Genomic DNA, 13,972 nt, shown 5'->3' on the forward strand with positions numbered 1-13,972 from the left:
CCTGCGCAAAAACGGCGCGCAGCTCTCTAGTGGCCGGTGAAAACCAATGTCTGCAACGGCAACAAAAGCGACCGGATGCGCAGCCCTGCCGCATGCACCACGCCAACCGTATCGACAACATGCAGGAAGATGCGGCGCCCAAATCCAAGCTCGGGGTCTTCCAGCAACGCGTGATTGTAGGTGTAAGCGTTAGCAAGGCAGCGGCTGCCGGGTGGGATGTCGTCGGTCTGCCCCGGATAGATCGGCTCCATGAACGCGGTGATCGTGCCTGGCGCGCCCATGGCCTGCGCATCGCCCAGCCGGTCCGACGGGCGTACCTGCCCCGCCGCAATCACATCCTGTACCTCCGTGATAACCATCGGGATGACCGTGAAGGGTTTGGAGATGCACATGATCTCGGCCACTCCGCCCGCCTTCACGACCTGTGCGGAGATCTGCGGAAAGCCCGCCTGGAACCGGTTCCGGCCCGCCTCGGCGGGCACCAGAATACCGGCGGGGCGCAACACGGGGCTCACGATGTCGCCCACGCGCAGGGTGAACTGTTCGATGGTACCATCGACACCGGCATAGACGGTGAGCTTTTCGATTTCGTTCTGCGCCTGCACAAGTGCCGCCTCTGCGGTCGCACGCTGTGCAGGCAGCTGCACGGTGATCTGCGCATCCACCGCCGCAACCCCGGCGCGTGCCGCATCAACCTCGCCTTGCCGGGCGCCCAGCTCATTCTCCAAAATCTCCACGTCGCGGTCACTGACCGCGGCAGAGCCTTGCGCCCGCAAAGCGCGTCGGCGCTCCAGATCTTCACGGGTTTGCTCAAAGGCGGACATGGCCTGATCCAAAGTGCCGACGGCAGAGGCACGTTGCGCTTGCGCCAGCACGAGACCGGCCTCGACTTCGGCGATCTGACGTCGGGCGGTTTCGGCGGCGGCTTCCTGGCTGCTGCTGTCGAGCTTGAAGATCGGATCACCTGCCGCGACCTCGGAGTTGATCTCGACATAGATGTCGGAGACCCGCCCGCCCTGTTCGGACAGGATCGTGACCGTGCGGAAGAAGGAGGCGACGTTGGAGGTGCTGGGGTGGTAGTAGAAGACGATGGTGATCAGGCTGATCGTCAACATTGCGCAGAGAGTGATGCCCCAGCGCAGTTCGTACCAGACCGTGAAGAAATTGATCTGATCCCCCCAGCGCTTGCCCTGGAAGCGACGGCGCAACAGATAGTCCGGCAGGATCGTGACCAGCGAACACAGGATGACCTCTAGCATGGCCTACTTCTCCCGGTTCACGAGGTTTTGCAGCGACTGCGCCATGGAATTCAGCGGGCTGACCAGATCCGGTGGGCGGAAGGCGGCCAGCACCAATGCGATGATCCAGAAGAGATTGTTGTGGGTGAAGAGTGCCAGCATCGCGAGGATGCTGATCAGCTGCAGTTGCGCGCTATTGCCCTTGTGCGCCATACGCTCCGGCAGGGCGTGCAGGGTGAAGTAGGCGATGCCCAGAAGCAAGATCAGCAAAAGCACAAAAATCACCATGACGGTAAAGAGGCTGTCGCCACCATCGGCTCCGGCGAAATAGGGCGGCAAATGATGCGGCGCCATCGGATGTTGCGTGTCGGCCATGGAACACCTTCTGAAGTCAAAAGTAGCGGGCACTTTAGTCCCGTTCACAATATTCGGGACGCTATCTGTGAAAACCGGTTTGAGCCATAGTTTTCTGATCCGCGCCCACCAGCCCCGCGCGCCGACCTTGCAGATGCGCGTAAAAAAGCCCCCCGGCGGTGCAAACTGCCGGGGGGCTTTGATTTCTTTCAGATCGCGTCAGTCGCGGCTGTCGGGATCGGGTGTAATTACCTGATCGAAGACGTCGCCGCCGACCATGTCATCCTCCGCCGGCGCAGCAAGAGCGGCTGCCGCTTCAGCTTCTTCGCGACGCGCCTCGATCACGACGTTATCGCGATCCTGCGCCACGCGGCGAACCTTCATGGTGGCCCCACCGGTACCCGCCGGGATCAGACGGCCCACGATCACGTTCTCTTTAAGACCGACCAGCTTGTCCTTCTTGCCCTGTACAGAGGCTTCGGTCAGAACGCGCGTGGTTTCCTGGAAGGACGCCGCCGAGATGAAGCTGCGGGTCTGCAGCGACGCCTTGGTGATGCCCAGCAGGATCGGTTCGCCCTGCGCCGGACGGCCACCTTTGCTCAGCGCCTTCTCGTTGGCCTGATCGAACTCCTGCTTGTCGACGTGTTCGCCCTTAAGCAGTGTAGTATCCCCAGAGTCCTGGATTTCCCACTTCTGCAGCATCTGGCGCACGATGACTTCGATGTGCTTGTCGTTGATCTTCACACCTTGCAGGCGATAGACGTCCTGCACCTCGTCGATCATGTAATCCGCCAGCGCCTCGACACCCATAATGGCCAGGATGTCGTGCGGGGCCGGGTTACCGTCCATGATGTAGTCGCCCTTGCTGACAAAGTCACCTTCCGCTACCGGGATGTGCTTGCCCTTGGGCACCATGTATTCGACCTTGGTGTCTGGATCTTCGGAGCTTTCAATCGCGATACGGCGCTTGTTCTTGTAGTCCTTGCCGTAACGGACATAACCGTCGATTTCCGAGATGATGGCGTGATCCTTCGGGCGACGTGCCTCGAAGAGTTCGGCCACACGCGGCAGACCCCCGGTGATGTCCTTGGTCTTGGCCCCTTCGCGCGGGATCCGTGCCACAACATCACCGGCCTTGATCTCGGACCCATCCTCGATGGACAGAACCGCATCGACGGACATCGGATAGGTGACCGGGTTGCCCGCATCGTTCCGGACCGGTTCGCCATCTGCGCCCACCAAGATGATCTCAGGCTTGAGCTCGTTGCCCTTTGCCGCCGAGCGCCAGTCGATAACGATCTTCTGGGTCATGCCGGTGGCATCGTCGGTCTCGTCCTTGACGGCAATGCCGCTGACCAGATCGACGAATTTCGCCGTACCCGACTTCTCCGCGATGATCGGCAGCGTGTAGGGATCCCACTCAAAGAGCTTGTCGCCCCGTACGATGTCCTGCGCATCCTTGACGAAGAGCTTAGAGCCGTAGCCGACCTTGTGGCTGGCACGTTCCTCACCATTCTCGTCCTGAATGATCAGCTTCATGTTCCGGCCCATGACCATGATCTCGCCAGCGGCGTTCTCAAGGGTCTGCGCGTTCTCGAAGACGACCTTGCCGGTGTGGCTGGCCTCCAGGAAGGACTGCTGGCCACCCTGCGCAACACCGCCGATGTGGAACGTCCGCATCGTAAGCTGTGTGCCAGGCTCACCGATGGACTGTGCGGCGATAATGCCCACAGCTTCACCGGTGTTGACCATGGTACCGCGCGCGAGGTCACGCCCGTAGCACATGGCACAAACGCCCTCTTCCGCTTCACAGGTCAGCGGGCTGCGGATCCGGGCAGAGGCCACGCCAGCCTCTTCGATGGCATCCGCCATGCGCTCGTCGATCAACGTGCCAGAGGCGAGCATGACCTCATCGGTGCCCGGACGCAGAATGTCCTCGGCCACGACGCGACCCAGAACCCGTTCGGACAGGGACGACACCACCTCACCGTCATTCACCGCCGCAACAGCGGTGATCGACGTCTCGGTGCCACAGTCCGGCATACGTACGATGCAGTCCTGTGCAACGTCCACAAGGCGGCGTGTCAGGTAGCCGGAGTTCGCTGTTTTCAAAGCGGTATCCGACAGGCCTTTCCGCGCACCGTGCGTCGAGTTGAAGTATTCAAGAACGGTCAGACCTTCCTTGAAGTTCGAGATGATCGGCGTCTCGATGATGTCGCCGTTCGGCTTGGCCATCAGGCCGCGCATCCCGCCGAGCTGTTTCATCTGCGTGACGGAGCCCCGCGCCCCGGAGTGCGCCATCATGTAGACCGAGTTCGGCTCCATTTCAGCACCGGCCTCATCCTTCTGACTGGCAGAGATCGAGCCCATCATGGCATCGGTGACCTTGTCGTTACACTTCGACCAGGCATCGACCACCTTGTTGTACTTCTCACCCTGGGTGATCAGACCGTCCATGTACTGCTGCTCAAAGTCCTTCACCTGGTCGCGCGTCTCTTCGACGATCGGCCATTTGGTGTCGGGGATGAGCATGTCGTCCTTGCCGAAAGAAATCCCGGCTTTGAACGCCTCACGGAAGCCCATGGTCATGATCTGGTCACAGAAGATGACGGACTCTTTCTGACCGCAGTAGCGATAGACCGTATCGATGACCTGCTGCACTTCTTTCTTGCGCAGCAAACGGTTGACCAGCTCGAACGGTGCCTTGGCATTAAGCGGCAGCAGCGCGCCCAAGCGCACACGGCCCGGCGTGGTTTCGAACCGCTGCATGACCTCCAGACCGTTTTCATCAATCTGAGGGACACGCGCCGTGATCTTGGTGTGCAGGTGCACGAGACCCGCGTCCAGCGCGTGCTGAACCTCTTCCACCGACCCAAATACCATGCCTTCGCCCGGCATGCCTTCGCGTTCCAGGGTCGTGTAGTAGAGACCGAGGATCATATCCTGCGACGGCACGATGATCGGCGCGCCGTTGGCAGGCGACAGCACGTTGTTGGTCGACATCATCAGCACGCGCGCTTCCAGCTGGGCCTCAAGGCTCAGTGGGACATGCACGGCCATCTGGTCGCCGTCAAAGTCCGCGTTGAAGGCGGAACACACGAGCGGGTGCAACTGGATCGCCTTGCCTTCGATCAGCACAGGCTCGAACGCCTGAATGCCAAGACGGTGCAGCGTCGGCGCACGGTTCAGCATGACAGGGTGTTCGCGGATGACTTCATCCAGGATATCCCAAACCTCTGGGCGCTCTTTTTCGACGAGCTTTTTCGCCTGTTTCACGGTGGAGGACAGACCTTTGGCCTCCAGACGCGAATAGATGAACGGCTTGAACAGCTCCAACGCCATCTTCTTCGGCAGGCCGCATTGGTGCAGCTTGAGCTCCGGCCCGGTCACGATGACCGAGCGGCCCGAGAAGTCGACACGCTTGCCGAGAAGGTTCTGACGGAAGCGACCCTGCTTGCCTTTGAGCATGTCGCTGAGCGATTTAAGCGGGCGCTTATTGGCGCCTGTGATCACCCGACCGCGACGGCCATTGTCGAACAGAGCGTCGACGGATTCCTGCAGCATCCGCTTTTCGTTACGGACGATGATATCGGGCGCGCGCAGCTCGATCAGACGCTTGAGACGGTTGTTCCGGTTGATCACCCGACGGTAGAGGTCGTTCAGGTCAGACGTCGCGAAACGGCCGCCATCCAGCGGCACCAGCGGGCGCAGTTCTGGCGGAATCACAGGGATCACGGTCAGAACCATCCACTCCGGACGGTTGCCGGACTCCAAGAAGCTCTCAACCACTTTCAGACGCTTGATGATCTTCTTGGGCTTCAGCTCGCCTGTGGCCTCTTTCAGATCAGCGCGCAGGGTTTCAGCTTCCTGCTCCAGATCAATCGCGGCCAGCATCTCGCGGATCGCTTCGGCGCCGATGTTCGCCGTGAAGGCGTCCATCCCGTAGGCGTCCTGCGCGTCCATGTACTCTTCTTCGGTCATCATCTGACCGTATTGAAGATCCGTCAGGCCCGGCTCGATCACCACGTAGTTCTCGAAATAGAGCACACGTTCCAGATCGCGCAGCGTCATGTCCAGCATCAGGCCGATGCGGGAGGGCAGCGATTTCAGGAACCAGATGTGCGCGACGGGCGAGGCCAGCTCGATGTGGCCCATGCGCTCGCGGCGAACCTTCTGCAGCGTCACTTCCACACCGCATTTCTCGCAGACAACGCCGCGATACTTCATGCGCTTGTACTTGCCGCAGAGACATTCGTAGTCCTTGATCGGGCCAAAGATACGCGCGCAGAAAAGACCGTCCCGCTCGGGCTTGAACGTCCGGTAGTTGATGGTTTCGGGTTTTTTGATCTCCCCGAAGGACCAGCTCAGGATGCGCTCGGGCGAGGCCAGAGACACCTTGATTTCGTCAAACACCTTCGGCGGCGTGAGCGGGTTGAACGGGTTGTTTGTCAGTTCCTGGTTCATTTTCAAATCCTTGAAAGGGGTGCTTTGGGAGTGAAGTGACGGGGCTCAGCCCGTCACTCATCTTCCTCCGCATCCAGGAGTTCCATGTTGAGGCCGAGGCCGCGGACTTCTTTGACCAGAACGTTGAAGCTCTCGGGCACGCCCGCTTCAAAGTTGTCCTCGCCTTTGACGATGCTTTCGTAGACTTTCGTCCGTCCGGCCACGTCGTCCGACTTCACGGTCAGCATTTCCTGCAGGGTGTATGCAGCGCCGTAAGCTTCCAGAGCCCAGACCTCCATTTCCCCAAAGCGCTGGCCACCGAACTGCGCCTTACCGCCCAGCGGCTGCTGGGTGACGAGGCTGTAAGGCCCGGTCGAACGCGCGTGGATCTTGTCATCCACCAGGTGGTGCAGCTTGAGCAGGTATTTGACGCCCACGGTCACAGGACGCGCGAATTGCTCACCCGTACGCCCGTCGAACAGCACCGACTGGCCGGAACTGTCGAAACCCGCGCGGGTCAGCGCATCATTCACGTCCGCTTCCTTGGCGCCGTCGAAGACCGGCGTGGCAATCGGCACACCGCGTGTGACGTTGCTGGCTGCTTCGATCAGCAAGTCTTCTGCCAGACCAGCAATGCCTTCGTCATAGACATCCTCGCCATAGGCATGGTGCAGCGCGTCGCGCACAGGGGTCAGATCGCCAGAGCGACGGTATTCCTGCAACGCCTCGTCTACATTGATACCCAGACCGCGTGCGGCCCAGCCCATATGCGTCTCAAGGATCTGCCCGACGTTCATGCGCGACGGCACGCCCAGCGGGTTGAGGCAGAAGTCGACCGGGGTGCCATCGGCAAGGAACGGCATGTCCTCCATCGGCACCACTTTCGAGATCACACCCTTGTTGCCGTGACGTCCGGCCATCTTGTCGCCCGGCTGCAGCTTGCGCTTTACCGCCACGAAGACCTTGACCATCTTCATCACGCCCGGGGGCAGATCGTCGCCGCGACGCACCTTCTCGACCTTATCCTCGAAACGGGCATCAAGCGCGCGTTTCTGGATCTCGTACTGCTCGTTCAGAGCCTCGACCACCTGCGCGTCGGCTTCGTCCTTGAGCGCGAGCTGCCACCACTGACCACGGGTCAGCATTTGCAGCAGATCCTCGGTGATCTCGGAGTTCGCGGAGACGCCTTTCGGGCCTTTCACCGCAACCTTGCCGAGGATCATGCCCTTGAGACGCGCATAGATGTTACGATCAAGGATCGCCATCTCGTCGTCCCGGTCACGGGCCAGACGTTCGACCTCTTCCCGCTCGATCTGCAGCGCACGCTCGTCTTTCTCCACACCGTGGCGGTTGAAGACACGCACTTCCACGACCGTACCAAAGTCACCCGGCTTCACGCGCAGAGAGGTGTCGCGCACGTCGGAGGCTTTCTCCCCGAAGATGGCGCGCAGGAGTTTCTCCTCCGGCGTCATCGGGCTTTCACCCTTCGGGGTGATCTTGCCCACGAGAATGTCGCCCGGCTCCACATCGGCACCGATGTAGACGATGCCCGCTTCGTCGAGGTTGCGCAGGGCTTCCTCACCGACGTTCGGGATATCGCGGGTGATCTCTTCTGGCCCCAGCTTGGTGTCACGTGCAGCGACTTCGAATTCCTCGATGTGGATCGAGGTGAAGACGTCGTCGCGGGCAATCCGCTCGGAGATCAGGATCGAGTCCTCGTAGTTGTAGCCGTTCCAGGGCATGAAGGCGACGACGACGTTCTTGCCGAGCGCCAGTTCCCCCATATCCGTGGACGGCCCATCGGCCACCACCTGACCTTTGCGCACCGTGTCGCCCACCTTCACCAACGGACGCTGGTTGATGCAGGTGTTCTGGTTCGACCGCTGGAACTTGCGCATGCGGTAGATGTCCACGCCTGCGTCACCCAGTTCGAGGTCTTCGGTGGCGCGGATCACGATCCGGCTGGCGTCGACCTGGTCGATCACACCGGCGCGTTTCGCCATAATCGCAGCACCAGAGTCGCGTGCCACAACCTCTTCAATACCGGTGCCGACAAGCGGCGCCTCGGCTTGCAGAAGTGGCACCGCCTGACGTTGCATGTTCGAGCCCATCAGAGCGCGGTTGGCGTCGTCATTTTCCAGGAACGGAATGAGCGAGGCCGCGACCGAGACCAGCTGTTTCGGCGAGACGTCGATCAGATCAACACTCTCGCTGGGTGCGAGCGTGTATTCGCCCGACTGGCGGGTGTTCACGAACTCATTGGTGAACTTGCCGCCCTCGTCGATCGACGCGTTGGCCTGCGCAACGGTGTGCCGCTGCTCTTCGGTGGCGGACATGTAGTGTACTTCGTCCGTCACCTTGCCGCCTTCGACCTTGCGATATGGCGTTTCGATGAAGCCGTATTTGTTCACGCGCGCGAAGGTGGCGAGGCTGTTGATCAGACCGATGTTCGGCCCTTCCGGCGTCTCGATCGGGCACATCCGGCCATAGTGGGTGGCGTGCACGTCGCGGACCTCAAAGCCCGCACGCTCACGCGTCAGACCGCCCGGTCCAAGCGCGGACAGGCGACGTTTGTGCGTGACTTCCGAAAGCGGGTTCGTCTGGTCCATAAATTGCGACAGCTGCGAGGAGCCAAAGAATTCACGCACGGCGGCTGCGGCAGGTTTGGCGTTGATCAGATCCTGCGGCATGACGGTGTCGATCTCAACGGAACTCATCCGTTCCTTGATCGCACGCTCCATGCGCAGCAGACCCACGCGGTACTGGTTCTCCATCAGCTCACCGACCGAACGCACCCGGCGGTTGCCGAGGTGGTCGATGTCGTCAATGTCGCCACGCCCGTCGCGCAGATCCACCAGCGCCTTGATGCAGGCCACGATGTCTTCGCGGCGCAGCGTGCGCTGGGTGTCTTCGGCGTCAAGCGCCAGACGCATGTTCATTTTCACGCGACCCACGGCGGAGAGGTCATAGCGCTCGCTGTCAAAGAACAGCGTGTCGAAGAGCGCTGAGGCAGCTTCGACGGTGGGCGGCTCGCCCGGACGCATGACGCGGTAGATGTCCATGAGCGCAGTGTCGCGGTTCATGTTCTTGTCCTGCGCCATGGTGTTGCGCATGTAGGGGCCGACGTTGACGTTATCAATGTCGAGCACGGGGATCTCGGTGATGCCTGCGTCGATCAACTCCTTCGCGGTGCCACCGATCAGCGTGCCGTCCTTGTCGTACTCCAGCGTCAGCTCATCACCGGCTTCGACATAGATCGCGCCGTTTTCTTCGTTGATGATGTCTTTGGAGACGAACTTGCCCGCAATGTGATCGTAGGGCACCAGCAATTCGGTCACCTTGCCATCGTCGATCAATTGCTTGACCGCGCGCGGGGTGACTTTCTTGCCCTGCTCAAACAGCACTTCACCGGTTTTTGCATCGACCAGATCGTAGGTCGGGCGGGTGCCGCGCACACGGTCCGGGAAGAACGGGGCGACCCAGCCTTTGTTCTTCTTCAGCTTGTAGGTGACAGTGTTGTAATAGGCGTCCATGATCGCTTCCTGGTCGAGACCAAGCGCGTAAAGGAGCGTTGTCACAGGCAGTTTGCGGCGACGGTCGATACGCGCAAAGACGATGTCCTTGGCGTCGAATTCAAAGTCCAACCAGCTGCCGCGATAGGGAATGATGCGGCAGGCAAAGAGCAGTTTACCAGACGAATGCGTCTTGCCCTTGTCGTGATCAAAGAACACGCCGGGCGAGCGGTGCATCTGGGAGACGATCACCCGCTCGGTGCCATTCACCACGAATGTGCCGTTCGGTGTCATCAACGGCATGTCGCCCATGAAGACATCCTGTTCCTTGATGTCTTTGACCGATTTCGCACCGGTGTCTTCGTCCACATCAAACACGATGAGGCGCAGCGTCACCTTCAAGGGTGCGCTATAGGTCATGTCACGCTGCTGACACTCCTCCACATCGTATTTCGGTTTTTCCAGCTCGTACTTGACGTATTCAAGCACGGAAGTTTCGTTGAAGTCCTTGATCGGGAAGACCGACTGGAACACGCCGGTGATGCCTTCGCCGTCCGTGGGGACGTCGGCGTCGCCGGAATTCAGGAAGAGATCATACGAGGATTTCTGCACCTCGATGAGGTTCGGCATCTCCAGAACTTCGCGGATTTTGCCATAATATTTACGTAGACGTTTCTGGCCAAGGAACGATTGAGCCATATCAGGTGTCACCTTTCAGAGTTCTCACCGGACGAGGAGGCCGTCGGGCCACGGCACCTCGCCCATACGAGACGATACGTTTCGGTCTATTCGTGAGCACCGTCCCACCGGCGCCCTCCCGACCATTGAACCGCATCTTGGAAAAGACCTTTGCCCAAAGGCCCTTTCCAAGACAGGTTGAGCCGGACCCGATTTTCCGGGTCCAGCTCGTTTCTTTCGGCGGGGTTTGCGGACTACAAAAATCCGACCGACAGCCTATGCTGCACAGCCCCCGGACACGACCCCTCAGGCCAGTTCGACCTCGGCGCCAGCTGCTTCCAGCTTGCCTTTGATCTCTTCGGCTTCGGCTTTGTCGACGCCTTCCTTGATCTTGCCGCCCGCTTCCACGAGGTCTTTGGCTTCTTTGAGGCCCAGACCGGTGATGCCGCGTACTTCTTTGATCACGTTGATTTTCGACGCGCCTGCGTTTTTCAGGACAACGTCGAATTCTGTTTTTTCCTCTTCAGCGGCGCCAGCACCGTCTGCAGGACCAGCCATCATCACTGCGCCGCCTGCTGCGGGCTCGATGCCGTACTCGTCTTTGAGGATGGTTTTCAGTTCTTGTGCTTCAAGCAGAGTCAGACCAACGATCTCTTCTGCCAGTTTTTTCAGATCAGCCATGTTTAGCTCTTTCCGTTAACGATATGTGTGTTCCAACGTCGTGTATTCAACCCGACGCCGGTTTGACGATGCCTTATGCTGCCGCCTTGTCCTCGATGGTGGACAAGATGGATGCGATATTGCTTGCAGGTGCGCCAATGGCCCCGGCGATGTTCGATGCAGGTGCGCCCAGCATGCCAGCGATGGTAGCGATAAGCTCCTCGCGCGACGGCATTTTGGACACGGCTTCGACACCGGCGACGTCCAACGCGTTCTCCCCCATGGCCCCGCCGAGGATGACGAACTTGTCATTGCCCTTGGCGTAGTCCTGAGCCACCTTGGCCGCGGCCACAGGATCCTCAGAATAGGTCAGAACGGTCATACCCGACAGAAGGTCAGCGATGCTTGCGCATGGCTTGCCCTCAAGGGCGATCTTGGCGAGCCTGTTTTTGGCAACACGCACAGACCCGCCCGCGTCGCGTGCTTTGGCGCGCAGGTCCTGCATTTCAGCAACTGTCAGACCGGCGTAGTGGCTAACCACAACGACGCCAGAGCTTTCAAAGATCTGGCCGAGTTCATCGACCAGCTGTTCTTTTTGTGCTCTATCCACAGTTTCACTCCAAAATTGGGAAGCTTGCGCCTCCCGGCTCAGTTTAGAAGGGCGATGGTCTGCCCCTCGTTTCGGGTCCAATTCAGGGTCCCGAGACCAAAACCGCCCGAAGGCTGAATTCTCTCGTTTCCCATCTCAGGAAGGAATTATGTGAGGTACCCCACACCCTCCGTCTCGGACAGAAGCAAGGCCGATCGTCTGGCCCTGCCTATCTGGCGGGTTGCCCCGCCAAATTCTGATGGCACGGTGGGCTGAAGCCCACCCTACCTGCTTACTCGGTGACGGCGTTATCGACCGACACGGAAACGCCAGGGCCCATGGTCGAGCTCAGCGCGATTTTCTTCATGTATGTCCCTTTGGAGCCTGTGGGCTTCGCTTTGGACACAGCACCAACGAAAGCGCGAATGTTTTCCACCAGCTTGGCTTCGTCAAACGACAGTTTGCCAACGCCGGCGTGCACAACACCGCCTTTTTCCGCCTTGAACTGCACTTCACCGCCCTTAGCGGCTTTCACAGCGGCTTCGACGTCCATGGTCACCGTGCCGACCTTGGGGTTCGGCATCAGGTTGCGCGGGCCGAGCACCTTACCCAGACGACCCACGATGGGCATCATATCGGGCGTGGCGATGCAGCGATCGAACTCGATCTTGCCGCTCTGCACGGTTTCCATCAGGTCCTCGGCGCCAACGATGTCCGCTCCGGCCTTCTCGGCTTCTTCTGCCTTGGGACCGCGGGCAAACACAGCCACGCGAACGGTTTTACCGGTACCGTTCGGCAGGCCGACCACACCGCGGACCATCTGGTCGGCGTGGCGCGGGTCAACACCAAGGTTCATCGCGATCTCGACGGTCTCGTCGAACTTCACACCCGAGTTGCCCTTGATCAGCGCAACCGCCTCTTCAACGGTCACGTTCTCTTTGCCAGCGAAAGCTTCACGCGCGGCGCGGGTTCTTTTTCCAAGCTTTGCCATCTTACTTCACCTCGATGCCCATGGAGCGGGCAGAACCCAGGATGATCTGCATCGCCGCCTCAATGGAATTGGCGTTGAGATCTTTCATCTTCGCTTCGGCGATCTCACGCACCTGCTTGGAGGTCACGTGACCCACCACTTCGCGCGACGGCGTCTTGGCGCCGGACTTCAGCTTGGCAGCCTTTTTCAGGTAGTAAGACGCGGGCGGCGTCTTGATGTCCATGGTGAAGGACTTGTCCTGATAATAGGTGATCACGGTCGGGCATGGCGCGCCCTGCTCCATATCTGCCGTCTTGGCGTTGAACGCCTTGCAGAACTCCATGATGTTGATGCCGCGCTGACCCAGCGCCGGACCCACAGGTGGCGACGGGTTTGCCTGCCCGGCAGGCACCTGCAGCTTCATGCTGCCTACGAGTTTCTTGGCCATTGGCCTTCTCCTTTTCCAACCCCTCTCCGGCGCGCCGGATCAGGTCTTTGGCGGGGGACCCGCCGTTGTTGTCGTGGTTCGGTCCGGATGCCGCGGCACCCTCGCCTCCCACGCTTTGCGCACTCAGGTCTGTTTGTTGACCTGTGTGAATTCCAGCTCGACCGGGGTTTCCCGGCCAAAGATCGACACCGACACCTTCAGGCGCTGGTTTTCATCATCGACCTCTTCGATCATGCCGTCGAAGTCCTCGAACGGACCGTCAGCCACTTTAACCTTCTCACCCACTTCAAAGTGAATGAGCGTGCGCGGCGCATCTTCGCCTTCCTGAACACGGTTCAGGATCGCGTTCACCTCCGCATCCCGCATCGGCATCGGGCGGCCCTGAGGACCCAGGAACCCGGTGACGCGGTTGATCGAATTGATCAGGTGATAGCCCTGATCCGACATTTCCATGTGCACCAGCACATACCCCGGCATGAAGCGGCGCTCGGTCGTCACCTTCTTGCCGCGGCGCACCTCGATCACCTCTTCGGTCGGGACCAGCACCTCATCAATCTGCTCTTCCAGGCCCTGTTCGGTCACGGATGTACGGATTTGTTCCGCGATCTTCTTCTCGAAGTTCGACAGGACACTGACCGAATACCACCGTTTTGCCATTTGATCCCTGGTCCCTGTCTTGCCGTGCGCTGCGTTCAGCGCGAAAATTCCACTGTCTTTCAGACACTTAGCCCGCTGACTTTAAACAAAAAATCGGCGCGCAACTCGAATCGCCGCACGCCCCCGTTCAGGTCAGGTGTGCGGCATACTCCGCACGGCCGAATGTTTCAAGGGGGGCGGCTGGGTTTTTTGAACGATCTCGTTCAGCTTTAGCCGAACATATTCAGGACAGCCTGCAGCCCACCACGGATAATGATATCCACTGTCGCAAAGAAGATCGCCGTAAGTGCTGCCAGGATAAAGACCATCACCGTGGTCAGCATCACCTCGCGCCGGGTCGGCCAGACCACTTTCGCGACTTCTGCGCGAACCTGCTGAATGAACTGGAGCGGATTGGTGGTGGCCATGGAGCATCTTTCTGAA

10 protein-coding genes are annotated in these 13,972 nt (G+C 59.9%); all 10 read right to left on the minus strand.

Going from position 1 to position 13,972, the window contains the following annotated elements; translation table 11 throughout:
* Positions 1-26 precede the first annotated feature (26 nt).
* Positions 27-1,259, minus strand: a complete 1,233-nt coding sequence (locus Q1A52_RS01430; RefSeq protein ID WP_300009911.1) for an HlyD family secretion protein — start codon at positions 1,257-1,259, stop codon at positions 27-29.
* 3 nt (positions 1,260-1,262) lie between these two features.
* Positions 1,263-1,613 (minus strand): hypothetical protein, encoded by a 351-nt coding sequence (locus tag Q1A52_RS01435; RefSeq protein WP_300009914.1) that lies wholly within the window; start codon positions 1,611-1,613, stop codon positions 1,263-1,265.
* A gap of 198 nt (positions 1,614-1,811) precedes the next feature.
* Positions 1,812-6,056 (minus strand): DNA-directed RNA polymerase subunit beta', encoded by a 4,245-nt coding sequence (gene rpoC / locus Q1A52_RS01440; RefSeq protein ID WP_300009917.1) that lies wholly within the window; start codon positions 6,054-6,056, stop codon positions 1,812-1,814.
* A 53-nt stretch (positions 6,057-6,109) separates the two neighbouring features.
* The gene (gene rpoB / locus Q1A52_RS01445) at positions 6,110-10,246 is read right to left on the minus strand and encodes a DNA-directed RNA polymerase subunit beta (RefSeq protein WP_300009920.1); all 4,137 of its coding nucleotides are present in this window, start codon (positions 10,244-10,246) and stop codon (positions 6,110-6,112) included.
* A gap of 285 nt (positions 10,247-10,531) precedes the next feature.
* Positions 10,532-10,906 carry a 50S ribosomal protein L7/L12 gene (gene rplL / locus Q1A52_RS01450; RefSeq protein WP_195819717.1) on the minus strand — a complete coding sequence of 125 codons (375 nt, stop codon included), beginning with the start codon at positions 10,904-10,906 and terminating at the stop codon, positions 10,532-10,534.
* Positions 10,907-10,979: 73 nt separating this feature from the next.
* Entirely contained in the window at positions 10,980-11,495 is a 516-nt protein-coding gene (gene rplJ, locus Q1A52_RS01455; protein WP_300009923.1) for a 50S ribosomal protein L10, read from the minus strand.
* A 271-nt stretch (positions 11,496-11,766) separates the two neighbouring features.
* A complete protein-coding gene (gene rplA / locus Q1A52_RS01460) occupies positions 11,767-12,465 on the minus strand; it encodes a 50S ribosomal protein L1 (RefSeq protein ID WP_299956959.1) in 699 nt (232 codons plus the stop codon).
* 1 nt (position 12,466) lies between these two features.
* Positions 12,467-12,892, minus strand: a complete 426-nt coding sequence (rplK, locus tag Q1A52_RS01465; RefSeq protein ID WP_299780995.1) for a 50S ribosomal protein L11 — start codon at positions 12,890-12,892, stop codon at positions 12,467-12,469.
* A 123-nt stretch (positions 12,893-13,015) separates the two neighbouring features.
* Positions 13,016-13,549, minus strand: a complete 534-nt coding sequence (gene nusG, locus Q1A52_RS01470) for a transcription termination/antitermination protein NusG (RefSeq protein ID WP_159978217.1) — start codon at positions 13,547-13,549, stop codon at positions 13,016-13,018.
* A 209-nt stretch (positions 13,550-13,758) separates the two neighbouring features.
* A complete protein-coding gene (secE, locus tag Q1A52_RS01475) occupies positions 13,759-13,956 on the minus strand; it encodes a preprotein translocase subunit SecE (RefSeq protein ID WP_195819712.1) in 198 nt (65 codons plus the stop codon).
* Between the last annotated feature and the right edge of the window lie 16 nt (positions 13,957-13,972).

It is taken from the genome of uncultured Roseobacter sp. (genome assembly GCF_947488185.1).
In the GTDB taxonomy this organism is placed as follows: Bacteria; Pseudomonadota; Alphaproteobacteria; order Rhodobacterales; family Rhodobacteraceae; genus Roseobacter.